Source organism: Flavimobilis soli, from assembly GCF_002564025.1.
Taxonomy (GTDB): Bacteria; Actinomycetota; Actinomycetes; order Actinomycetales; family Cellulomonadaceae; genus Flavimobilis; species Flavimobilis soli.
On the sequence record NZ_PDJH01000001.1, the window covers coordinates 684,899 to 707,729 of the forward strand.

Here is a 22,831-nt window from a genome sequence, read left to right on the forward strand (position 1 = left end):
GCGAGGGTCACGCCTCGACGACCACCGGGATGATCATCGGACGGCGACGCAGGCGGTTCGACACGAACCTGCCGACCACGCGACGCATCACCTGCTGGAGCTGGTGGGTGTCGACGCTGCCCGTCGAGGCAGCCTCCTCGAGGGCCGCAGTGAGCTGCGGGAGGATCGACTCGAACACGGCCTCGTCCTCGGCGAAGCCGCGGGCGTGGATCTCCGGGCCGGCCAGGACCTTGCCGGTACCCGAGTCGATCACCGCGAAGAGGGAGATGAAGCCCTCCTCACCGAGGATGCGACGGTCCTTGAGCTCGGCGTCCGTCAGCTCGCCGACGCTCGAGCCGTCGACGTAGACGTAGCCGCACGGGACAGCACCGACGATCGACGCCTTGCCGTCGACGAGGTCGATGACGAACCCGTCCTCGGCGAGCACGACGCGCTCCGGGGGGACGCCCGTCCGCACGGCGAGCGCACCGTTAGCCACGAGGTGTCGCACCTCGCCGTGGACCGGCATGACGTTCTTCGGGCGCAGGATGTTGTAGCAGTACAGGAGCTCGCCTGCCGACGCGTGCCCCGAGACGTGCACCTTGGCGTTGCCCGAGTGCACGACGCGCGCGCCGAGGCGCGTGAGGCCGTTGATGACGCGGAACACCGAGTTCTCGTTGCCCGGGATGAGCGACGACGCGAGGATCACCGTGTCACCGGGGCCCACCGAGACCTTGTGGTCGCGGTTCGCGATGCGCGACAGCGCGGCCATCGGCTCGCCCTGCGAGCCGGTGCACATGAGCACGACCTGGTCGTCACGCAGCGTGTCGATCTTCTTGATGTCGATGAGCAGGCCCTCGGGCACGTCGAGGTACCCCAGCTCGGCGGCGATCCCCATGTTGCGGACCATCGACCGGCCGACGAACGCGACGCGGCGGCCGTGGGAGTGCGCGGCGTTGAGGACCTGCTGGACGCGGTGCACGTGGGATGCGAACGACGCGACGACGATGCGCTTCTCGCACGTGTCGAACACCGAGTCGAGGACCGGGCCGATCTCCGTCTCGTTCGTGACGAAGCCCGGGACCTCGGCGTTCGTGGAGTCGACCATGAACAGGTCGACCCCCTTCTCGCCGAGCCGCGCGAAGGCGCGCAGGTCGGTCACGCGCCCGTCGAGCGGGAGCTGGTCCATCTTGAAGTCGCCCGTGTGCAGGACCGTGCCCGCCGACGTGGTCACCGCGACCGCGAGCGCGTCGGGGATCGAGTGGTTGACCGCGACGAACTCGCAGTCGAAGACGCCGAGCTTCTCGGTCTGCCCCTCCTTGACCGTGAGGGTCAGCGGGGTGATGCGGTGCTCCTTGAGCTTCGCCTCGATGAAGGCGAGCGTGAGCTGCGAACCGACGAGCGGGATGTCACGGCGCAGGCGCAGGAGGTACGGCACGCCACCGATGTGGTCCTCGTGGCCGTGCGTCAGGACGATCGCCTCGATGTCGTCGAGACGGTCCTTGATGTAGTCGAAGTCAGGGAGGATCAGGTCGACGCCGGGCTGGTGGTCCTCGGGGAACAGCACCCCGCAGTCGATGATCAGCAGGCGTCCCTCGTGCTCGAGGACCGCCATGTTCCGGCCGACCTCGCCCAGCCCGCCGAGAGGCACGACGCGCAGTGCGCCGGGTGCCAGAGGGGGCGGTGCGGGAAGCTCGGGGTGGGAGTGGCTCAACGTGGTGCCTTTCGTTCGGCTCAGTCGACCAGGCCGGCAGCCACCAGGTGGCTGCGCACGCCGGCGACCTCGTCATCGGTGGCTGCCACCTGGGGCAGCCGAAGAATACGGTTCGGCAGCAGGCCGAGGATCTCGAGCGCTGCCTTGGCCATGACGGCCTGGAAGCCCGCGCCGTTGACGGCGTCGATCGCTTCCGTGATGGTCGAGAACACGCGCCAGGCGCGAGCGTGGTCGCCCGCGTCGAAGGCTGCGGTGATCTCGGCGAGCTGGTCGCCGACGAGGTGGCCGGCGACCGAGACGATGCCGCTCGCGCCGTACGCGAGGTAGGCGGGGTAGAGGGAGTCGTCACCGCAGTACCAGGCGAGGCCGGTCGACGCGATGAGCTTGGACGCCCCGTAGATGTCGCCCGTGGCGTCCTTGATCGCCACGACGTTCTCGTGCTCGGCGAGCCGGGCGATCGTGGAGGGGGCGAAGCGGACGCCGGTGCGGGCCGGGACGTCGTAGAGCATGACCGGCAGGTCCGTCGCCTCGGCGACGGCGAGCGTGTGGCGGTAGACGCCCTCCTGGCTCGGCCGCGAGTAGTACGGGCTCACGACGAGGAGGCCGTGCGCTCCCGCGGCAGCGGCCTGCTCGGCCATGCGCACGGCGTGCGCGGTGTCGTTGGACCCTGCACCTGCGACGATCCGCGCGCGGTCACCGACCGCCTCGACGACGGCGGTGACGAGCTCGGCCTTCTCGGGGGCGTGCGTCGTCGGGGACTCGCCCGTCGTGCCGTTGAGCACGAGCCCGTCGTGCCCGTGGTCGACCAGGTGGGTGGCGAGCCGCACCGCGGCCTCGATGTCCACCTCCCCGTCGATCCGCATCGGGGTGACCATGGCGGTGAGCACTGCGCCGAACGGGCGCGCAGGGGTCTGTGCAGGCATGGTGACAACCTACCGCGCCGCGCCTGCGGGCGCGGTCTTGTCCCGCGTCGCGTCTCCGCGCCTGACGGGATGCAACTGCTATCCTCCCGCACCATGGGGGCAGGAACAGGGAACAACCTTGTCATGACGCGCGCGGGATCGCCTGAGACAGGCGCGCCCGCGCCGCAGGACGAGCGCACCGCGCGCGACGGCCAGGGAGTCTCTCGCCGCCGTGTGCTGACGAGCACGCTGACCGCGGCCGCGCTCGCCGCCGCCTCGACCTATACGGCGTCCGATGCCGTCGCGCGTCGTCCGCGCAAGCACAGCCCTACCTACCGCGTCTCGCCCCGCCCGGAGCTCCAGACGACGCGCCGCGACTCCCGCGTCGTGTGGCGCGGCCACCCCGCCGAGCGGCTCGCCTGCCTGACGTTCGACGACGGGCCCGACCCGCGCTGGACGCCGATGGTGCTCGACCTGCTCGCCCGGCACGACGCCCGCGCGACCTTCTTCGCGCTCGGCTCGCACGTCGTCGCGCACCCCGACGTCGCTCGCGCGACCGTCGCGGCCGGGCACGAGATCGCGAGCCACGGCTGGGACCACAAGGACATGACGATCCTCGAGCCCGAGCCCCTTCTCGACGACGTGCGTCGCACCCACGAGGCGATCGTCGAGCACACCGGTGCGACGCCGAGGCTCGTACGTCCGCCGTGGGGCCGCATCGACTCGCCCGGCCTGTGGGCAGCATCGGAGCACGGGTACGACGTCGCGCTGTGGTCGCACCACCTGCCGACCGACGGCGCCGCCGCGAAGGTCGACCGTGACATCGAGACCGCGAGCCCGGGCATGATCGTCCTGTGCCACGACGGTCGTGGGACGCCCGCCGAGCCGCTGTTCGTCGAGGTCGAGCGTCTCGTCGCGACGCTCACGGCGGACGGGTACCGCTTCGTCCCCGTCTCGGAGATGCTCGCGGCGCCCGAGGCGCACTAACCGCGCACGCATGGTCGTGCCGAGCAACGCCTCGCCCGGACGGCCAGGCGAACTGCCGAGCTGCGCCCAGCCCGCTCACTCCCTCACTGGTCGCTCCCGGGTGGCCGGCCCTGGACCACACGCGGCTAAGCGCCTGCGCGCTCGTACCGGGTGATCGCGAAGCGCATGCCGTTCGCGGCGGTCGTCCACCCCCGCGCGGGCTCGCGGTGCACGACCCGCCACTCGTCCTCGTCGATCTCAGGCGCGAACGTGTCCGCCTCGGTCAGCGTGTCGATCGTCGTCACGACGAGCACGTCCGCGTGCGGCATCGCGAGCTCGTAGACCTGTCCCCCGCCGACGACCCACGCGTCCTGGCCGCGCACGTGCTCGAGCGCCTCCGCGAGGTCCGTGACGACGAGCGCACCGGGCGCCTCGTAGCCGGGGTTGCGCGTCAGCACGACGTTCTCCCGGCCGGGCAGCGGCCGGAACCGCTCGGGCAGCGACTCCCACTGCAGCCGCCCCATGATGACCGGCCGCCCGCGCGTCGTCTCGCGGAAGTGCGCCATGTCCTCCGGGAGGTGCCACGGCAGGTCGCCGTCGCGGCCGATCCCGCGGGCGCGGTCCTGCGCCCAGATCATGCCGAGCCGGCCCGCGGTCATACCGCGACCGGCGCGCTGATCGACGGGTGGTGCTCGTACCCGTGCACGACGACGTGGTCGAACGTGTAGTCGAAGAGCGACGGTGCGGGCCTCAGCTCGAGCGTCGGGAACGGGTACGGCTCGCGCGAAAGCTGCTCGCGCACCTGCTCGTGGTGGTTGTCGTAGATGTGGCAGTCCCCGCCCGTCCAGACGAAGTCGCCGACCTCGAGCCCGACCTGCGCCGCGACCATGTGCGTCAGCAGCGCATAGGACGCGATGTTGAACGGCACGCCGAGGAAGAGGTCGGCGGAGCGCTGGTACAGCTGGCACGAGAGCCTGCCGTCAGCGACGTAGAACTGGAAGAACGCGTGGCACGGCGCGAGCGCCATCGCGTCGAGCTCGCCGACGTTCCACGCCGAGACGATGATCCGGCGCGAGTCCGGGTCCGTCCGCAGAGTCTCGAGGACCTGCGCGAGCTGGTCGACGTGGCCGCCGTCCGGCGTCGGCCACGAGCGCCACTGGACGCCGTACACGGGTCCGAGCTCCCCGTCGGCGTCCGCCCACTCGTTCCAGATGCGGATGCCGTTCTCCTGCAGCCAGCCCACGTTCGAGTCGCCGCGCAGGAACCACAGGAGCTCGCCGACGACCGACCGCACGTGCACGCGCTTCGTCGTGACGAGCGGGAAGCCGCGTGACAGGTCGTAGCGCATCTGGTGCCCGAAGACGCTGCGCGTCCCCGTCCCCGTGCGGTCCGACTTGGGCGTCCCGTTCTCCATGACGTGCCGGAGCAGGTCCTCGTACTGGGTGTCGATGACGGTGTCGCGCGAGGGGGCGGTCATGAGCCAGATCGTAGTCCGGTCGACGCCGTCGGGCGGGGCATGTCCGCGGCGCTCCGGCGTGTCTGCAGGACGGCCGCAGGCCGGTCCGTGAGGGAGACTAGAGGGATGAGCCTGTTCTCCCCCACCGCTGACGTCTCGGTCCGCCCAGCGGTTCCCGGCGACGAGGACGCCGTCGCCCGAATCCAGCTCTCGGCCTGGGCCGCGACGCACGCGGAGGTCCTCACCGAGGACGTGCTCGAGAAGCTTGACGCCGAGCGCATCCGGGCGCAGTGGCGCGACGCGATCACCGCTCCGCCCGGGCCCGGCTTCGCCGTGCTCGTCGCGTGCGCCGGGCCGACCGTCGTGGGTTTCTGCGCCGTCGCACCGGGACAGCTCGTGTCGCTCGAGGTGCTTCCCGAGCACCGCCGCGGCGGGCACGGCTCCCGCCTGCTCATGGCGGGCGTGGACCGGCTGCGGTCCGACGGCGCGGAGGAGGTCGTGACGTGGGTGCTCGACGGCGACACCGGGCGCGAGCAGTTCCTCGCAGGCGCAGGCCTCGGCCCTGACGGGCGCACCCGGGTGCTCGCGACGGGAGTCAAGGACGTCCGCGAGGCGCGCTGGAGCGCGGCGCTCTAGAGCGTCGCCCGGCTAGCGCTCGGCTGCGCGGAACAGCGCGGACGCCTTCCGCAGGCCTGCGCGGGCGCGCTTGCGGTCCCCCGCGGCGTCGTACGCGAAGGACAGGAGGTACCAGGCCTTCCAGCTGTCCGGCTCCGCCTCCGCGCGGGCCCGCGCGACCTCGAACGCCGCGTCCGCGGCGGCGCGGTCGATGCGACCGCCCGGCGAGCGCGGCAGGTCGTCGACCGGGAGCTCGCCGCGCTCGGCGAGCAGGTCGGCCATCTTCTGCACCGTGAACGCGAGCTGCCACTCGCGGACGATCAGCCCGAGGCACACGAGCGGCGCGACGAGCGCGGCGAGCCCCATCGTCACGCCGAACGGGTCGCCCGTGCGCACGAGCGCGATCCCCTTGCCCACGACCGCCCAGAGGTACAGGCCGAACAGCGCGGTGACGACGACCGCAGGAAGGACTCCGCGACGCATGCTCGGGGCCCTCAGGAGAGGTCCAGGACTTTCTCGAGGCCGACGGTCAGCCCGGGGCGCGACACGACCTCGCGGACGGCGAGCAGGACGCCGGGCATGAACGAGACGCGGTCGAACGAGTCCTGTCGGATCGACAGCTGCTCGCCGGTGTTGCCGAAGAGGATCTCCTCGTGGGCGACGAGGCCACGCAGCCGCACCGCATGCACCCGGACGCCCTCGACGTCGGCTCCGCGCGCCTCCCAGCCCGTCTCCGTGGCGTCGGGGCTCGGCGCGACGCCGGCCTCCGCGCGCGCCGCGGCGATCGCGTGCGCGGTGTGCCGGGCGGTGCCCGACGGCGCGTCGACCTTGTCCGGGTGGTGCAGCTCGATGACCTCGACCGACTCGAAGTAGCGTGCCGCCTTCGCCGCGAACGTCATCGCGAGAACGGCGGAGAGACCGAAGTTGGGTGCGATCAGGACGCCGCGCGGCGTTCCGGCCTGCGCGAGGCGCTCGAGGTGCTCGCTCACGCGGCCGCGGGAGTCGTCGTCCCAGCCTGTCGTGCCGACGACGACGTGCGCGCCCGCGTCGAGGGCGGCGTGGACGTTCGTCTCGGTGACGGAGGGGACGGTGAAGTCGATCGCGACGTCGGCCCCGCTCTCGCGGACGACGGCGGCGACGTCGTCGCCCGCGTCGACGCGGGCGACGAGCTCGAGGTCGGGGGCACCGTCGACCGCGGCGCACACGGTCTGGCCCATGCGACCGGCGGCTCCGAGGACGGCGACCTTGAGAGGGGTGGTGGTCTGGTTCGTCACGAGGTTCACCCTAGCCGCCGCGCGGTCGGGCGTCGGTCGCGTCCGTCCTGCGGCACGGCTCGCGCGCCGGGACGCCGCGCCTCTCCCGGGGACGACGGAGCCCCGGCGAGCAGGCCCGCCGGGGCTCCGTGCTGTCGTCTGCGTGCCGGGTCGTCAGCCGCCGAACGGGCCGACGCGCACGATCGTCCGGTCGCGGGAGGCGAGCTCCTTCGCGAGGGTCTGGACCTCCTCCGCGGTGACCGAGCGCATGCGCTCGAGCGCTTCCTCGAGGCTCTGCAGCTCGCCGTGCACGAGCTCGGCCTTGCCGAGCCGGCTCATGCGGGAGCCCGAGTCCTCGAGGCCGAGGACGAGACCACCGGAGAGCTGGCCGCGGCTGCGCTCGAGCTCGGTCGCGGTGATGCCGCCGTCGGCGAGCTTCTCGAGCTCGGTCGCGAGCAGCGCGGTGACCTCGTCGACCTTGCTGGGCGCGCAGCCTGCGTAGAGGCCGAAGATGCCGGTCCCGCCGAAGCCGGAGGCGAACGAGTACGTCGAGTACGCGAGGCCACGACGCTCGCGGATCTCCTGGAAGAGGCGCGAGGACATCCCGCCACCGAGGACGGCGTTGAGGACGGTCATCGCGTAGCGGCGGTCGTCGGTCGCGCTGAGGCCGAGGCAGCCCAGCACGACGTTCGCCTGCTCGACGGGACGGTGCACGTCGCACTCGACGCCACGTGGGATCTCGCCGAGATCGTCGATCGAGTCGGTGCGGCGCGGCCGCGGAGCGTTCGCGGGGTCGAGGTCCCAGCCGCCTGCGACGAGGGCGTCGGCCACCTGTGCGCAGAGCACGTCGTGGTCGACGTTGCCCGCGGCGGACACGACGAGGGTCTCGGGGCGGTAGTGCCAGCGGTAGTGCTCCCACACCGCGTCCCGCGGGACGGCGTTGATCGTCGCGGGCGTGCCGCCGATCGGGCGTCCGAGCGGGTTGTCCCCGAGGACGGCCTTGGAGAACTCCTCGTGGACGACGTCGCTCGGGTCGTCGTCGTTCATCGCGAGCTCTTCGAGGATGACGCCGCGCTCGGTCTCGAGCTCGTTCGCGTCGATGCGCGCGGAGGTCACCATGTCGGTGATCACGTCGACCGCCATGGGCAGGTCGGTGTCGAGCACGCGTGCGTAGTAGCAGGTGTGCTCCTTGCCGGTCGCGGCGTTGGCCTCGCCGCCGACGGCGTCGAACGACTCGGCGATGTCGAGCGCGCTGCGGCGGGCCGTGCCCTTGAAGAGCAGGTGCTCGAGGAAGTGCGTCGAACCGAAGTGCCCGTCGGTCTCGTCTCGAGAACCGACGGGCACCCAGGCACCGATCGATGCGGAGCGCTGGCCGGGCATCGACTCCGTGATGACCCGGACCCCGCCGGGCAGGATCGAGCGCCTGATGACGGCGCCGTCCTGCCCGGCGGTGAGCTCGCTACCGGGCTCTCCGGCCCGGGTGAGGGGAAGGTCCCAGCTCACGTCAGGCGTCGGCCTGCTCGTCGCCGGACTCTTCGCCCTCGATGACCGCGTGCAGCGACAGCTTGCCGCGCGGGTCGACCTCGCCGATCTCGACCTGGACCTTCTGGCCGATCGACAGCACGTCCTCGACGTTCTCGACGCGCTTGCCACCGACGAGCTTGCGGATCTGGCTGATGTGCAGCAGACCGTCCTTGCCCGGGGACAGCGAGATGAACGCGCCGAACGAGGTCGTCTTGACGACCGTGCCGACGAAGCGCTCGCCGACCTCGGGGACGTGCGGGTTGGCGATCGCGTTGATCGCCGCACGGGCGGCCTCGGCCGAGGGGCCGTCGGTCGCGCCGATGTAGACGGTGCCGTCGTCCTCGATGGAGATGTCGGCGCCGGTCTCGTCCTGGATCTGGTTGATCATCTTGCCCTTCGGGCCGATGACCTCGCCGATCTTGTCGACGGGGACCTTGACGGCGATGACGCGCGGGGCGTTCGGCGACATCTCGTCGGGCGTGTCGATCGCCTCGTTGATGACGTCGAGGATCGCGAGGCGAGCCTCCTTGGCCTGGGTCAGCGCGCCGGCGAGCACGTCGGCGGGGATGCCGTCGAGCTTCGTGTCGAGCTGGATGGCCGTGACGAACTCGCGCGTACCGGCGACCTTGAAGTCCATGTCGCCGAAGGCGTCCTCGGCACCGAGGATGTCGGTGAGCGCCGCGTAGCGGGTCTCACCGTCGACGGTGTCGGAGACGAGGCCCATCGCGATGCCCGCGACGGCGGCGCGCAGCGGCACACCGGCGTTGAGCATCGACAGCGTCGAGGCGCAGACGGAGCCCATCGAGGTCGAGCCGTTGGAGCCGAGGGCCTCGGAGACCTGGCGGATCGCGTACGGGAACTCCTCGCGGCTCGGGAGCACGGGGATCAGCGCGCGCTCGGCGAGAGCACCGTGGCCGATCTCGCGACGCTTCGGCGAGCCGACGCGACCGGTCTCACCGGTCGAGTAGGGCGGGAAGTTGTAGTGGTGCATGTAGCGCTTGCGCGTCTCGGGCGCGAGCGTGTCGAGCTGCTGCTCCATGCGGAGCATGTTGAGCGTCGTGACGCCGAGGATCTGCGTCTCGCCGCGCTCGAAGAGCGCCGAGCCGTGCACGCGCGGGAGGACCTCGACCTCGGCCGAGAGCGTGCGGATGTCACGCAGGCCACGGCCGTCGATGCGGAAGCCGTCCGTGAGGATGCGCTGGCGGATGAGCTTCTTCTGCACCGAGCGGTACGCGGCGGAGAGCTCCTTCTCGCGACCCTCGAACTGGGCGGAGAGCTGCTCGACGACCTCGGCCTTGATCTCGTCGAGGCGAGCCTCGCGAGCCTGCTTGTCGGCGATCGAGAGGGCCTCGCCGAGGCTCGCCGTCGCGGCGCCCTCGACGGCGGCGTACGCGTCGTCCTGGTAGTCGGGGAACGTCGGGAAGACCTGGGTCTCCTTCGCGGCACGGGCCGCGAGCTCCTGCTGCGCCTCGACGAGGGACTTGATGAACGGCTTGGCCGCCTCGAGACCCTGGGCGACGACCTCTTCGGTCGGCGCGACGGCACCCTCGTCGTGGATGAGGGTCCAGGACGCCTCGGGCGCCTCGGCCTCGATCATCGCGATCGCGACGTCGTCACCGACGACGCGGCCGGCGACGACCATGTCGAACGTGGCGCGCTCGCGCTCGGAGTAGCGCGGGAACGCGACCCACTGACCGTCGATCAGCGCGATGCGGACACCGGCGACCGGGCCGGAGAACGGCAGTCCGGAGAGCTGCGTCGACGCCGAGGCGGCGTTGATCGCGAGGACGTCGTACGAGTCGTCCGGGTGGATCGCCATGACGGTCAGGACGACCTGGACCTCGTTGCGCAGGCCCTTGACGAAGAGCGGGCGCAGGGGGCGGTCGACGAGGCGGCACGCGAGGATCGCCTCGGTCGAGGGACGGCCCTCGCGACGGAAGAACGAGCCGGGGATCTTGCCCGCGGCGTACTGGCGCTCCTCGACGTCGATCGTCAGGGGGAAGAAGTCGAACTGCTCCTTGGGGTGCTTGCCGGCCGTCGTGGCCGACAGGAGCATGGTCTCGCCGTCGAGGTAGGCGGCGACTGCGCCGGCTGCCTGCTTGGCGAGGCGGCCCGTCTCGAAGCGGACGGTGCGGGTGCCGAAACGACCGTTGTCGATCGTTGCTTCGGCGAACTGGATCTCGGGACCCTCCACGGGTGCCCTCCTCTCGTCTCCCGCCCTGCTCCCGACGGTCTTCGATCGAGGCCCACGCAACGTGTTCACGCTGACGGGAGCCACTACCGAGGACCGGACGAGACAGTCAGGGCGGCGGTTCAGATGGTGACGAACGAGTCTTCGTCAGGACGGTGACACTACGCCAGCCCGGACCCTGAGGGGCCCGGGCTGGTGAGGTGTCGGATCAGCGGCGCAGACCGAGGCGCTCGATCAGGCTGCGGTAGCGGTTGATGTCGACCTTCTGCAGGTAGCCGAGGAGGCGACGGCGCTGGCCGACGAGGAGGAGCAGACCACGACGGCTGTGGTGGTCGTGCTTGTGCTCCTTGAGGTGCTCGGTCAGGTCCTTGATGCGCTGCGTCAGCATCGCGATCTGGACCTCGGGCGAACCGGTGTCACCCTCGTGGGTGGCGTACTCGGTCATGATGGCCTGCTTGGTGGCCTTGTCGAGGGGCACGGCTCTCCTTGTGTTTCTTCTCGTTGCGCGGCGCCCTGGGGCTGGTTCACCCGGGCTCTCTCTGTCCGCGGCCGCTATGACGGCACACCGATCCTATCAGGCGGGCACCAGCGAACGTAGGCCCTGCTCAGCGCGCCGTCGTGACGGCGCTCACGCGCACGGTCTTCGCATCGAGGGACTTCACGCTGATCGTGCCGGAGAACGCCCGGGGCAGCTTCACCGTCAGCCTGCTCAGACGCTTGGTCTTGCTCGACGCGAGCGAGAACGTCTTGACCTTCGTCTTGCCGGCGTAGACCGCGATCCGCCCGTAGCCCTTGCCCTTGGCCGCGGTGACCTGGATCGTGCGGACGTCCTTCGCCTTCTTGACCTTGAGGGTCGCGCCCTTCTTGTTCGTCGAGAAGGCGAGGTCACGGAAGAAGGAGCCGTGCTTGACCTTGCTCCACTTCTTGGCGCCCGTGGACCGGACGAGCTTCGAGGTGGCGACGGGCCGGGTCATCGTCGGGAACACCGCACGGGCCGACGTCTTCTTCCCCGGCGCGACCGCGCGGACTCCCACCTGGGCGGTCACGCCGTCCTCGAGGGTGATGACGTGCTTGCGTGACGTCGTGGTCGCGACCGTCTTCCACGCGCCGTAGGCCTTGCCGTGGGCCGCGGTGCGCACCTGGACCTGGTAGCTCTTGGCGCCGGGCACGGCGGCCCAGCGCAGGGTGGCCGACGGCGAGAGCCGGACGGGCGCCACGGTCGCGCCCGGCTTGGTGAGCGCCGGCTTGGCGAGCGTGGTCGACGCCTGCGCGGGCGGGGCCGTCGTCGTCGCGGTGAAGCGCGGGAACGCGAGCGAGCTGACGGCGACGCGTGCGTCGTCGAGCGTGACGAGACGGATACGGCCGCTCGTCGCCGCGGGGAGGTCGAGGACGCGCGCGGCCGCGCGGTCGACCTTGGACGCCGACCAGCTGAGCGTGCCGAGCGGCGTGTCTCCGAGCAGCACCTGCGTGCGGCCGTAGCCGGGCCCGGCCTCGCCGTGGACGACGACGCGCCGGGCGTCTCGCACGTTCGCGACGGCGAGGCTCGCGCCTGCGACGTTCGTGGACCGCAGGTTGCCGTTGACGGCGTTGTTGCCGGACTCCTTGGTCCAGCCGATCTTCGAGGACCAGGTGATGGCCGACGTCGCGACGGGACGGGCGGTCTGTGTCAGGACGCTGAGCGCGCCGCGGCGGCCCGCGGAGTCGACGCCGCGCACGGCGACGATCCGGTTCGCTCCCGCGTCGAGCGACACGGTCGCCGACGTGCCGGTGACGCTCGCGTAGGTCCCCCAGCCGCGGGAGTCCGTCATGGCGTTGCCGTGGCTGCCCACGCGCGTGATCAGCTCGTACCGAACGGCGCCGGGCACCGCCTGCCACGAGTACGTCGAGCTCGCGTCGAGGTGGGCGGGGTTCTGCCGCGCGCTGTGCGTGGTCACGGCCGGTGCAGCGAGCGCGGTGCCGGCCTTGCCGTGCGTCGCGACCGCCTTGTCCACGAGCTTCTTGACCTCGGTGCGGATCGCGGGGAGCTCGGCGTAGAGGTACTTGCCGGGGCACGCCGTGATGTTCGTGTCCCGGTGGCCCTGGATGACGTTGACCGTGACGACCTGCCCGGGCTTCGCGTGCACGCCGCTCTTGGTGCTCGTCCCGGTCACGAGCTGGGTCTTGCCCTTCGGGTCGAGACCGTGCTGGTACGCCTTCCAGGCGAGGAGCTTCGAGATCGCGGTGACCATCTTCGCGGTGGGCTTGCCCGTCTCGAAGTTGCCGATCGCCGAGATGCCGATCGTCGTCGTGTTGTAGCCGCCCGCCTGCGCGCCGATCGGCAGCGTGTCGATCGCGCCGTAGCGCCCTTCGTAGAGGTTGCCGTACTTGTCGACGAGGAACTGGTAGCCGATGTCCGGCCACTTCATGCTCTGGGTGTGGTACGCGTAGATGCCGCGCACGAGCTTGGGGCCGTCGCCCTTGCTGTAGGAGTTCGAGTTGACGGTGTGGTGCACGTACATCGCGTTGAGCACGGCCGACTGGTCGGGGGTGCCCCAGCCGCGGCGGAGCGACTCGTCGGCGCCCCACTTCTTGCGCGTGACGATCGTCGGCTCGATCTCGTAGCCGTTCGCGGCAGCGGCGGTCGCCGCGGGCCCGGACGACGACGTCGCGACGGCGTCGGCCGCCGAGTCGCCCGCGTCGACGAGCTCGATGCGCAGGCCCGACGGCGCGTCGCCGCTGACCGTGCGCACACGCACCTGGATGCCGTCCGCGCCTGCCGACGCGATCGGCTCGGTGCCGGTGCGGTCGGAGTCCGCGAGCCCCTCGGAGGCGGGCAGCGTCGTCCACTCCCCCCACGCACCGTGCTCACGGATCCGCACGACGACCTCGGTGACCTCCTCGGTGCTCGCGGCGTCCCACGTGACACCGGCGACCGTGAACGGGTCGGTGCGCTCGAGTGCGCTCAACGCTGCGAGGTCCTCGTCCTGGACGGAGGCGAGCGGCTCGACCTCCTCGGCGTGGTCGTCGTGGACGCCCTCCGGTTCCTGCGCCTCGGCGACGGCGAGGTCACGCACGAGCTGCGGGTCCGTCGTCTCGGGGTCGACAGGCGCCTCGATCGCGGTGGGGTCGGCCGCCGCCTCGGGGTCGATCCCGTCGAGCGGCAGCGTCGTGAGCTCCGGGCTCACGGGTGATGCGGCGGCGACGGGGAGCGTGACGACCGGCAGCGCCACCCCGGTGATGGTGAGCGCGGCCGTGAGGACGACCGGGACGATCCTGCGCATGCTTCTCCCTCTCGTGCGGCCTCGGGGGTGGCCGCCCTGGTGCCTATCGGCGCGGAGGGCGCGAGAATCAGCAGACGAGCCCGTCCGAGTTGCACGATAACGCACGGCGCACAGTCACACGAGCACCTTCCACCACACCGCGCAGGCCCTCGACGACCCGCGGTTCGTGCGCCCGCCCGGGCCCCCGACGTTCGACGAGGTCAGCGGTGCTCGAGCACCTCACGGCAGCGCGCGACGTCCTCGGCCATCCGCTCGACGAGCGCCTCGACCGAGTCGAAGCGCAGCGTCGGGCGCAGGTGCTCGACGAGCTCGAGCTCGACGACCTCCCCGTACAGGTCCAGGTCGGTACGGTCCAGGACGTACGCCTCGACCCGACGCTCGACACCCTCGAACGTCGGGTTGGTGCCGATCGAGATCGCCGCCGGCAGCACGAGGTCCTCGACCGGCGTGCCCTCGGGCGCCGCGTCGCGCCGCAGGCGACCCGCGTACACACCGTCGGCCGGGACGTGCCCCTCGATCGGCCAGCCGAGGTTCGCCGTCGGGTAGCCGATCGTCCTCCCCCGCGCGTCACCGTGCACGACCGTCGAGCGCACCCGGTGGTTGCGACCGAGCACCTGCGCAGCGCGCGCGACGTCGCCGTCGACGAGCAGGTTGCGCGCGCTCGTCGACGACCAGCGCCCGCCCCCGAGCCCGAGGTCCTCGATCGCGACGACCTCGAAGCCGTGCTGCACCCCGAGCTCCTCGAGGGTCGCGAGCGTCCCCGAGTTTCCCCACCCGAACCGCACGTCGTGCCCGACGACGACGCGCGCCGCGTGCAGCCCGCGGACGAAGCACGACTCGACGAACTCCTGCGGCGACTGCCGCGCGAACTCGAGCGTGTAGTCGATCACGAGGACGGCGTCGAGCCCGAGCGCCGCGAGCAGCTCGAGGCGCTGCGCAGGGCTCGTCAGCAGCTCGGGCGCGTTCTCCGGCTGGTGCACGGCGCGCGGGTGCGGCACGAACGTCACCGCGACCGACGTCAGACCACGCTCGCGCGCCTGGTCGACGACGCTCCGCAGCACCTCCGCGTGCCCGCGGTGCACGCCGTCGAAGTTACCGATCGTCACGACCGTGGGGCCGAGGTCGTCCGGGACCTCCGTCAACCCGTTCCAGACCTTCACGGCTGCTCCTGCCCGCGGGTCGCACCCGCACGGTCCGGCACGGTAGTGCCGGAAGTCCTGGCAGCGAGGTCCTCGAGCGTGCCGAGCACCGCGAGTGGCTGAAGCTTCTCGCCGGCGACCTCGGTCACGGCCACGAGGGACCCGTCCGGGGCGACCGCCGCGACGGGGGCGCCCTCCTCCTCGCCCTGGCGGGCGATCCGGCGGCCGTGCAGCAGCTCGACGACCTCGACGTCGGTCAGCTCGCGCGAGGCCATGATCGCTCGCGCGGCGCGCGCGAGCGGCAGCACGGGAAGAGCCTCGTCGCGCTCCTGCGCGGCGACCACGAGCTCGTCGACCGTGGGGGCGTCCTCGACGGCGTAGCCGCCGACCCGCGTGCGGCGGAGCATCGTCAGGTGCCCTCCGACCCCCAGGTCGGTCCCGAGGTCGCGCGCGAGCGCGCGCACGTACGTCCCGGACGAGCACGCGACGACGACGTCGACGTCGAGCACCGAGCGGCCGTCCACGTCGACGCGGCGCAGCTCGAGCACGTCGAAGCGCGCAACCGTCACGGGACGGGCGTCGAGCTCGACGGTCTCCCCCGACCGGGCGAGCGCGTACGCGCGCTTGCCGTCGACCTTGATCGCCGAGACCGTGCTCGGAACCTGCAGGATGTCGCCCGTGAGCCGCGCGACGCCGTCGCGCACCGCGTCCTCGGTCACGCTCGACGCGTCGACCACCGCGACCTGGTCGCCCTGCGCGTCGTCCGTCGTCGTCGTCTCACCGAGGCGGATCGTCGCGCGGTACTCCTTGTCGGCGCCGACGACGTACGTCAGCAGGCGCGTCGCCCGTCCGATGCCGATCACGAGGGCTCCGGTCGCCATCGGGTCGAGCGTGCCGGCGTGCCCGACCTTGCGGGTGCGGGCGAGATAGCGGACCTTGGCGACGACGTCGTGGCTCGTCCAGCCGAAGGGCTTGTCGACGACGAGGATGCCGTCGGGCGCGGGGGGCCAGGTCCGGGTGTCCGGACGGCGCTGAGGGCTGGGGGTCACGGGTCTCAACGTTATCAGCGGCGCGGCCGGGCCGACGCCGCGGGCGGTCGGCGTCCGCAGGACGGTCGCGCACGCATGAGAGGGCCGGACCCGCCGTGCGGCAGGTCCGGCCCTCTCGTCGTGCGCGACGTCGACGCTCAGGCGTCGTCGTCCTCGTCCCGCGGCTTCTTGTACGGGTCGGCGTCGCCGGCGAACTTGGCCTCGCGACGGATCTTCTCGAGCTCGGCGTCACGACGGCGCGCCTCGAGGAGCGCCGAGTCGAGCAGCGCCGCGGTCTCAGGGACGGCGTCGAGGATGAACTCGATGGCCGGCGTCAGACGGATGCCCGTCTGCTTGCCGACCTCGCTGCGGATGATGCCCTTGGCGCTCTCGAGCGCCTTCGCGGTGTCCGCCTGCGCGTCCTCGTCACCGAGGACCGTGTAGAAGATCGAGGCGTTCTGCAGGTCGCCCGTCACGCGGACGTCGGTGATCGTCACGAAACCGAGGCGCGGGTCCTTGATCCGCGTCTCGAGCATCTGCGCGACCACGACCTTGATCCGGTCAGCCACCTTGAGGGCCCGGGGGTGATCCACCATGTCGTCGCTCCTGTTCTGGTGGTGCTGTCTGGGATGGGACGCCGGGAGGGCCGGACCGTCGGTCCGACCCTCCCGGCGTCACGTGCGTCAGGAGCGCGGCTTCTCGCGCATCTCCCACGTCTCGATGACGTCCTCGACCTGCAGGTCGTTGAACGACCCGAGACCGATACCGCACTCGAAGCCCTCGCGGACCTCGGTCGCGTCGTCCTTGAACCGCTTGAGCGACTCGATCGTGAGGTTGTCCCCCACGACGACGCCGTCGCGCAGCACGCGAGCCTTCGCGTTGCGGCGGATGAGACCCGACCGGACGATCGAGCCCGCGATGTTGCCGAACTTGGAGGACCGGAAGATCTCGCGGATCTCGGCGGTACCGAGCTGGACCTCCTCGTACTCCGGCTTCAGCATGCCCTTCATGGCAGCCTCGACATCGTCGATCGCCTGGTAGATGACCGAGTAGAACTTGATCTCCACACCCTCGCGGTCCGCCATGTCGGCGACGCGCTCGGCGGTCTTGACGTTGAAGCCGATGATGACGGCGTTGTCGACCGTCGCGAGGTTGACGTCGTTCTGCGTGATCGCACCGACACCGCGGTGGATGACGCGCAGCTGGACCTCGTCGCCCACGTCGATCTTGAGCAGCGAGTCCTCGAGCGCCTCGACGGCACCGGAGACGTCACCCTTGATGACGAGGTTGAGCGTCTCGACCTTGCCCTGCTCGAGAGCCTGCGTGAAGTCCTCGAGGCTGATGCGCTTGCGGCGCTTCGCGAGCGTCGCGGCGCGCTCGGCGGCCTCACGCTTCTCGGCGATCTGGCGAGCCGTGCGGTCGTCCGGGGCGACGAGGAACGAGTCGCCTGCACGCGGCACGGACGTCAGACCGAGGACCTGGACCGGACGCGCCGGACCAGCAGCCTCGACGGCGTTGCCGTGCTCGTCGAACATCGCACGCACACGGCCGTGGGCCGTGCCCGCGACGATCGAGTCGCCCACGTGGAGCGTTCCCTGCTGGACGAGCACCGTCGCGACCGCACCGCGGCCCTTGTCGAGGTTCGCCTCGATCGCGACGCCGCGGGCGTCCTTGTTCGGGTTCGCACGCAGGTCGAGCGCCGCGTCCGCCGTGAGGAGGACCGCGCCGAGCAGCTCGTCGATGTTGAGGTTCTGACGCGCGGAGACGTCGACGAACATCGTGTCGCCGCCGTACTCCTCGGCCACCAGGTTGTACTCGGTGAGCTGCTGACGGATCTTCGCCGGGTTCGCCGACTCCTTGTCGATCTTGTTGACCGCGACGACGATCGGCACACCGGCGGCCTGGGCGTGGTTGAGCGCCTCGACCGTCTGCGGCATCACGCCGTCGTCGGCCGCGACCACGAGGATCGCGATGTCGGTGACCTCGGCGCCACGGGCACGCATGGCGGTGAACGCCTCGTGACCCGGGGTGTCGATGAACGTGAGGGCACGCTCGACACCCTCGTGCATGTGGCGCACCTGGTACGCACCGATGTGCTGGGTGATGCCGCCGGCCTCGCCGGAGACGACGTCGGTACGGCGGATCGCGTCGAGGAGGCGCGTCTTTCCGTGGTCGACGTGACCCATGACGGTCACGACCGGCGGACGGGCCTGGAGGTCCTCGTCGGACTCCTCCGCGAGCTCGCCCTCGAGGTCGATGTCGAAGGACCCGAGCAGCTCGCGGTCCTCCTCCTCCGCCGAGACCATCTCGATGACGTAGCCGAGCTCGGCGCCGAGGGTCGCGAACGTGTCCTCGTCGAGCGACTGCGTCGCGGTCGCCATCTCACCGAGGTGGAACAGCACCGTGACGAGCGACGCGGGGTTCGCGTCGATCTTGTCGGCGAAGTCGTTCAGCGACGAGCCGTGGCGCAGACGGATGACCGTGCTGCCGTTGCCACGAGGCACCTGCACGCCGCCGAGCGACGGCGCCTGCATCTGCTCGAACTCCTGGCGCTTCGCCCGCTTCGACTTGCGCCCGCGGACCGGGCGCCCTCCAGCACGACCGAACGCACCCTGGGTGCTTCCGCGACCAGCGCCTCCGCGGCCGCCGCCACCACCGGGACGACCGGCGAAACCGCCGCCACCACCGGGAGCGCCGCCCGGCGCGCCGGGACGGCTGAAGCCGCCGCGGCCGCCGCCGCCACCGCCCGGACGGCCACCGGCACCACCAGGTGCGGGGCGGCCGACGGACGTGCGGCCGGGCATCATGCCCGGGTTAGGACGGGGACCGCCCGGACGCGGGGCGCCGGGACGAGGTGCGCCCGGACGCGGGGCGCCGGGACGGGGACCGCCCGAGCGCTCGCCGGACGGCGCCGCCTGGGCGTCGGGGCGGGCGCCGGCACGCGGCATGCCCTGGCTCGGGGCGAACGGGTTGTTGCCCGGGCGGGGACCGCTCGAGCGCGGCATGCCCTGGCTCGGGGCGAACGGGTTGTTGCCCGGGCGGGGACCGCTCGCGGACGGGGCCTGCCGGGGGGCAGGGGTCGGAGCAGCAGGCTTCGCGCTCGGCGCCGCGGGGGCGGGAGCGGCCGGGGCCTTGGCTGCGGGAGCCTTCGGGGCCGGGGCGTCCTCGGCCGCCGGGGCCGGTGCCGGCTTCGCGTCTGCGGCAGGCTCGGCGGCCTTCTCTGCGGGGGCGGCCGGGCGCGCAGGCGCCTTGGGGGCACGAGCGGGCTTGGCGGCCGGCGCGGGTGCGTCGGCGGCTGCCGGGAAGGCGTCGCGGAGCTTCCGGACGACCGGCGGCTCGATGGTCGACGACGCCGACCGGACGAACTCACCGAGCTCGCCCAGCTTGCTCATGATGGTCTTGCTCTCCACACCGAGCTCCTTGGCGAGCTCGTACACGCGGATCTTTGCCACATCTCTCCTGTCCAGGCCCATCCCCGGACAGGGAGGGACCGATCTATTTCTGGGGGCTCATCGCTGAGTACTCATCGGGTGCCCATCGGCGTCTGACCCGCTTTCCTTGGTGACTGTCCAGACTCGTGACGCCCGGCAGCAGGGAGCTGCCCGTCGCGTCCTTCGTGCTCTTTCATCCAGCTGCGCACCGCCGTGAGATCGGCTGGGCCGTCGAGGCGGAGCGCTCGTGCAGGTGCTCGCCGTCGTTCTGCGAGCTCCAGGCAACGTGGCTCCGGGTGGATCCACGCGCCGCGACCGGCGAGGCGCTTCCGCTCGTCGACGACGACCGGGACCGCCCCGTGCCCGGGACCCGGCTCGGCCGGACCGGTGCGCTGACGCACCAACCTGACCAGCTCGGCACGCTTCCCGGTGCCACGGCAACCGACGCACGTCCGGACGGGTCCGGGGGCATGGTCCTGCCCGGTCTGCGACCCGTCACGGTCATAGAGGGAGGGCACGGCAGGCCCGGTGTGCGTCTGCACGCGGTCCAGTCTAGCGCCCCTGTCCAGTCTCGGGCGCAGGCACACCGTCGCCACCGCCGTCAGAACGGATGTCGATCCGCCATCCGGTGAGCTTCGCGGCGAGGCGAGCGTTCTGGCCCTCCTTGCCGATCGCGAGCGACAGCTGGAAGTCCGGGACGACGACACGCGCTGAACGGGTGGCCTCGTCGACGATCTCGACGGAGGACACGCGCGACGGCGACAGGGCGTTCGCGACGAACTTCGCGGGGTCCTCGTGGAAGTCGACGATGTCGATCTTCTCGCCGTGGAGCTCGGCCATGACGGCGCGCACGCGCTGACCCATCGGGCCGATGCAGGCACCCTTGGCGTTGACGCCCGGGACGGTCGCGCGGACGGCCATCTTCGTGCGGTGACCTGCCTCACGTGCGAGGGCCACGATCTCGACGGTGCCGTCGGCGACCTCGGGGACCTCCATCTCGAAGAGACGTCGCACGAGGTTGGGGTGCGTGCGGCTCAGCGTGATCTGCGGGCCCTTGAGGCCGCGCGCGACCTCGAGGACGTACGAGCGCAGACGCTCGCCGTGGACGTACTTCTCGGTCGGGACCTGCTCGTGCGCCGGGAGGACCGCCTCGGTGCCGCCGACGTCGACGAGGACGGTCCGCGGGTCGCGGCCCTGCTGGATGATGCCGCCGAGCAGCTCACCCTCCTTGTCGCGGAAGTTGCCGAGCACCTGGTCGTCCTCGGCGTCGCGCAGGCGCTGCACGATGACCTGGCGCGCGGTCGCGGTCGCGATGCGGCCGAAGCCCGCGGGCGTGTGGTCGAACTCGGGGCCGAGCTCGCGCAGGGTGCGGGTCGTGCCGTCCTCCTGCTCGACCTCGGTGACGATCTCCTCGCGGGCGAGGACGGTGACGTGCCCGGACTTGCGGTCCACGACGACGCGGGCGTTGTGGTACGCGTCGGGGGTGCGCAGGTACGCGGAGTGCAGCGCCTGCTCGATGGCCTCGATCAGCAGGTCCAGCGGAAGCTCGCGCTCGTGCTCGAGCATCCGCAGCGCGGTCATGTCGATGTCCATGTCAGGCCTCCTCGTCCTCGGGTCCGAGATCGACCTCGTCGATCCGCTTCATCTCGACCTCGATGCGCCCGCGCCGCACGGTCGCGAGGGGCACGCGCACCTCGTCACCCTCGACGTCGAGGACGACGTCGTCGCCGTCGACGTCCGTGACACGGCCGACGACCGGCTGGCCCTCGGTGCGCTCGATCCGCACGAGACGCGTGCGCGCACGACGGAAGTGACGCTGCTCGGTGAGGGGTCGCGACGTACCGGGGCTCGAGACCTCCAGCTGGTAGGCACGCGGGAACAGGTCGGACGCGTCGAGCGCGTCCGAGACGGCGCGGGAGACCTCAGCGACACGCTCGAGGTCGACGCTCCCCACCTCGTCCTCCTCGAGGTCCACGGTCACGCGGACGACGGCGCGCTGCGCCGGGCCCACGATCGTGACGTCCTCGAGGAACAGCCCGCTCGCACGCACGACCGGGGCGATCACGCTCGCCACCGCTGTCGGCGTCGGTGTCTCGGCCTCTGGTGCCATGTTCATCTCCTGTCGGATCCAGGCGCACATCTGCACCTGGTGACGACCGGTGTGTACTTGTACGCGCAGCACGCACAGCCTATCTGCCCAGCAGGGGTGCGGCATGCCGTGCCCGGGTGACGCTCGTCGCGCGTGGCATGATCGGCAGCGATGGAACAGCACCAGCTCCTGCCCTCCGCGTCGCGGCCGGCCCTCCCGCGCGCCGCCGCGACGCTCCCGGGACGCGTGCGTCGCGGGCTGACGGCCGGCCGGCTCCGCCGCCTCGCGGCCGCCGCCGCCGTGGTGGCCGTGCTCACGGGCTGCGGGGTGCGCATGGAGACGCCCTCCCCCACCCAGCCCGTCCCCGACGCGGTCGAGGCCGCCCGTCGCGCCGCCGTGCAGGACGTCGTCGACGTCGAGGCCCAGGCCCGCGCGACGATCGCGGCCCTGCCAGCCGACGCGAAGGGTGACGAGAAGCGCGCGGTCGAGCGGAAGCGCGACAACCTGCAGGCGATCCTCGACGACTCGACCGCGCACCTCGCCGCGCTCGGCGGCCAGTACGTCTCCGGGCTGCTCGACGCCGACGGCGTCCCGCTCCCCGCCGAGCCCACGCCGGCCGACGCCGAGCCGGGCAGCCAGCAGACCGTCGACCGTCTCGTGCAGTCCTACGCGCGCGCCCGTGGCGCGCTCGCGACCCAGGAGGACGACGCCGTCGCGAGGCTCATGGCGTCCGTCGCCGTCGCACAGCTCACGCGCGCCCAGACGCTCGCCGCCGCGGGCGGCGACACGCTCCCGGAGACCGACGCACCGGCGTCGGCGCAGGTGCCTGACGCGCTCCCGGAAGGCGTCGACGTCGACGCGGACCTGCTTCCGCTCATCGCGGCGGAGGATGCAGCTGGTTACGCGTACGAGGTGCTCTCCGCCCGCGTGACCGAGGCCGAGCGGGTCGCCGCCCGCACGCGCGCCGCCCAGCACCGTGCACGCGCCGAGGCGTGGGCCCGCCTCGCGGAGGTCGACGGCACGGCCCAGGACCCGCGCGAGGTCGCCTACGCGTTGCCCGACGGGGTTCTCGCGGACCCGGTCGACACCTCAGGCCTGCACGCTCTCGAGACGGGCCTCGCGACGAGCTACGCGACGCTCGTCGCCGAGGTCGCCCCCGAGCTGCGCACCGCGATGCTCGACCTGCTCACGGACAGCTACGGTGCAGCCCTCACGTGGGGCGCCACGCCGGTCGCCTTCCCGGGCCTGCCCGAGCGCGCGTCCGAGGGCTGACGCGCCGGCCAG

20 protein-coding genes are annotated in these 22,831 nt (G+C 71.8%); 3 read left to right on the forward strand and 17 right to left on the reverse strand.

The window, feature by feature from the left end:
- Positions 1-7: 7 nt before the first annotated feature.
- Positions 8-1,693, reverse strand: a complete 1,686-nt coding sequence (locus ATL41_RS03120; protein ID WP_098457162.1) for a ribonuclease J — start codon at positions 1,691-1,693, stop codon at positions 8-10.
- 20 nt (positions 1,694-1,713) lie between these two features.
- Positions 1,714-2,616 (reverse strand): 4-hydroxy-tetrahydrodipicolinate synthase, encoded by a 903-nt coding sequence (gene dapA / locus ATL41_RS03125; protein ID WP_098457163.1) that lies wholly within the window; start codon positions 2,614-2,616, stop codon positions 1,714-1,716.
- Between the two features lie 93 nt (positions 2,617-2,709).
- On the opposite strand from dapA, the gene ATL41_RS03130 reads away from it, so the two are divergent.
- On the forward strand, positions 2,710-3,582 hold the full coding sequence (locus tag ATL41_RS03130; RefSeq protein WP_169924486.1) for a polysaccharide deacetylase family protein: 873 nt from the start codon (positions 2,710-2,712) through the stop codon (positions 3,580-3,582).
- A 125-nt stretch (positions 3,583-3,707) separates the two neighbouring features.
- Here the strand turns inward: ATL41_RS03130 and ATL41_RS03135 are convergent, their stop codons facing one another.
- A complete protein-coding gene (locus ATL41_RS03135) occupies positions 3,708-4,220 on the reverse strand; it encodes a dihydrofolate reductase (protein WP_098457165.1) in 513 nt (170 codons plus the stop codon).
- Positions 4,217-5,038, reverse strand: a complete 822-nt coding sequence (locus ATL41_RS03140) for a thymidylate synthase (protein WP_098457166.1) — start codon at positions 5,036-5,038, stop codon at positions 4,217-4,219. The genes ATL41_RS03135 and ATL41_RS03140 overlap by 4 nt, the downstream gene beginning before the upstream one ends.
- Positions 5,039-5,143: 105 nt before the next feature.
- Between ATL41_RS03140 and ATL41_RS03145 the strand changes: the two genes are divergently transcribed.
- Positions 5,144-5,653, forward strand: a complete 510-nt coding sequence (locus ATL41_RS03145; RefSeq protein WP_098457167.1) for a GNAT family N-acetyltransferase — start codon at positions 5,144-5,146, stop codon at positions 5,651-5,653.
- 12 nt (positions 5,654-5,665) lie between these two features.
- Here ATL41_RS03145 and ATL41_RS03150 read toward each other — a convergent pair whose 3' ends face one another.
- The 13 genes from ATL41_RS03150 to ATL41_RS03210 form a co-directional block, all read right to left on the reverse strand.
- Positions 5,666-6,115, reverse strand: coding sequence for a hypothetical protein (locus tag ATL41_RS03150; RefSeq protein WP_098457168.1), 450 nt, complete (start codon positions 6,113-6,115; stop codon positions 5,666-5,668).
- Positions 6,116-6,126: 11 nt separating this feature from the next.
- A complete protein-coding gene (gene dapB / locus ATL41_RS03155) occupies positions 6,127-6,906 on the reverse strand; it encodes a 4-hydroxy-tetrahydrodipicolinate reductase (RefSeq protein WP_281253856.1) in 780 nt (259 codons plus the stop codon).
- Positions 6,907-7,059: 153 nt separating this feature from the next.
- On the reverse strand, positions 7,060-8,388 hold the full coding sequence (locus ATL41_RS03160; protein WP_098457169.1) for a M16 family metallopeptidase: 1,329 nt from the start codon (positions 8,386-8,388) through the stop codon (positions 7,060-7,062).
- 1 nt (position 8,389) lies between these two features.
- Entirely contained in the window at positions 8,390-10,603 is a 2,214-nt protein-coding gene (locus ATL41_RS03165; protein ID WP_098457170.1) for a polyribonucleotide nucleotidyltransferase, read from the reverse strand.
- A 205-nt stretch (positions 10,604-10,808) separates the two neighbouring features.
- Positions 10,809-11,078, reverse strand: a complete 270-nt coding sequence (gene rpsO / locus ATL41_RS03170; RefSeq protein WP_098457171.1) for a 30S ribosomal protein S15 — start codon at positions 11,076-11,078, stop codon at positions 10,809-10,811.
- Between the two features lie 127 nt (positions 11,079-11,205).
- Positions 11,206-13,860: a peptidoglycan recognition protein family protein gene (locus ATL41_RS03175; RefSeq protein WP_098457172.1), complete on the reverse strand. Its 2,655-nt coding sequence runs from the start codon at positions 13,858-13,860 to the stop codon at positions 11,206-11,208.
- A 200-nt stretch (positions 13,861-14,060) separates the two neighbouring features.
- A complete protein-coding gene (locus tag ATL41_RS03180; protein WP_098457173.1) occupies positions 14,061-15,020 on the reverse strand; it encodes a bifunctional riboflavin kinase/FAD synthetase in 960 nt (319 codons plus the stop codon).
- Complete coding sequence (gene truB / locus ATL41_RS03185; RefSeq protein ID WP_098457174.1) at positions 15,017-16,048, reverse strand: tRNA pseudouridine(55) synthase TruB; 1,032 nt, start codon at positions 16,046-16,048, stop codon at positions 15,017-15,019. Before truB ends, ATL41_RS03180 begins: the two co-directional genes overlap by 4 nt.
- 137 nt (positions 16,049-16,185) lie before the next feature.
- Positions 16,186-16,623, reverse strand: a complete 438-nt coding sequence (rbfA, locus tag ATL41_RS03190; protein ID WP_098457175.1) for a 30S ribosome-binding factor RbfA — start codon at positions 16,621-16,623, stop codon at positions 16,186-16,188.
- A gap of 87 nt (positions 16,624-16,710) precedes the next feature.
- Positions 16,711-19,479 (reverse strand): translation initiation factor IF-2, encoded by a 2,769-nt coding sequence (gene infB / locus ATL41_RS03195; RefSeq protein WP_098457176.1) that lies wholly within the window; start codon positions 19,477-19,479, stop codon positions 16,711-16,713.
- 71 nt (positions 19,480-19,550) lie between these two features.
- Entirely contained in the window at positions 19,551-20,054 is a 504-nt protein-coding gene (locus tag ATL41_RS13665; RefSeq protein WP_098457177.1) for a DUF448 domain-containing protein, read from the reverse strand.
- Entirely contained in the window at positions 20,011-21,051 is a 1,041-nt protein-coding gene (nusA, locus tag ATL41_RS03205; RefSeq protein WP_098457178.1) for a transcription termination factor NusA, read from the reverse strand. Before nusA ends, ATL41_RS13665 begins: the two co-directional genes overlap by 44 nt.
- A gap of 1 nt (position 21,052) precedes the next feature.
- The gene (locus tag ATL41_RS03210; protein ID WP_098457179.1) at positions 21,053-21,568 is read right to left on the reverse strand and encodes a ribosome maturation factor RimP; all 516 of its coding nucleotides are present in this window, start codon (positions 21,566-21,568) and stop codon (positions 21,053-21,055) included.
- A 150-nt stretch (positions 21,569-21,718) separates the two neighbouring features.
- On the opposite strand from ATL41_RS03210, the gene ATL41_RS03215 reads away from it, so the two are divergent.
- On the forward strand, positions 21,719-22,819 hold the full coding sequence (locus ATL41_RS03215) for a ferritin-like domain-containing protein (protein ID WP_098457180.1): 1,101 nt from the start codon (positions 21,719-21,721) through the stop codon (positions 22,817-22,819).
- Positions 22,820-22,831 lie beyond the last annotated feature (12 nt).

Excerpts from the sequence above, each read along its gene's own strand:
- dapA (WP_098457163.1), bottom strand. The coding sequence starts at position 2,616 with ATGCCTGCACAGACCCCTGCGCGCCCGTTCGGCGCAGTGCTCACCGCC.
- ATL41_RS03130 (WP_169924486.1), top strand. The coding sequence starts at position 2,710 with ATGGGGGCAGGAACAGGGAACAACCTTGTCATGACGCGCGCGGGATCG.
- ATL41_RS03135 (WP_098457165.1), bottom strand. The coding sequence starts at position 4,220 with ATGACCGCGGGCCGGCTCGGCATGATCTGGGCGCAGGACCGCGCCCGC.
- ATL41_RS03140 (WP_098457166.1), bottom strand. The coding sequence starts at position 5,038 with ATGACCGCCCCCTCGCGCGACACCGTCATCGACACCCAGTACGAGGAC.
- ATL41_RS03145 (WP_098457167.1), top strand. The coding sequence starts at position 5,144 with ATGAGCCTGTTCTCCCCCACCGCTGACGTCTCGGTCCGCCCAGCGGTT.
- ATL41_RS03150 (WP_098457168.1), bottom strand. The coding sequence starts at position 6,115 with ATGCGTCGCGGAGTCCTTCCTGCGGTCGTCGTCACCGCGCTGTTCGGC.
- ATL41_RS03175 (WP_098457172.1), bottom strand. The coding sequence starts at position 13,860 with ATGCGCAGGATCGTCCCGGTCGTCCTCACGGCCGCGCTCACCATCACC.
- rbfA (WP_098457175.1), bottom strand. The coding sequence starts at position 16,623 with ATGGTGGATCACCCCCGGGCCCTCAAGGTGGCTGACCGGATCAAGGTC.
- nusA (WP_098457178.1), bottom strand. The coding sequence starts at position 21,051 with ATGGACATCGACATGACCGCGCTGCGGATGCTCGAGCACGAGCGCGAG.
- ATL41_RS03210 (WP_098457179.1), bottom strand. The coding sequence starts at position 21,568 with ATGGCACCAGAGGCCGAGACACCGACGCCGACAGCGGTGGCGAGCGTG.
- ATL41_RS03215 (WP_098457180.1), top strand. The coding sequence starts at position 21,719 with ATGGAACAGCACCAGCTCCTGCCCTCCGCGTCGCGGCCGGCCCTCCCG.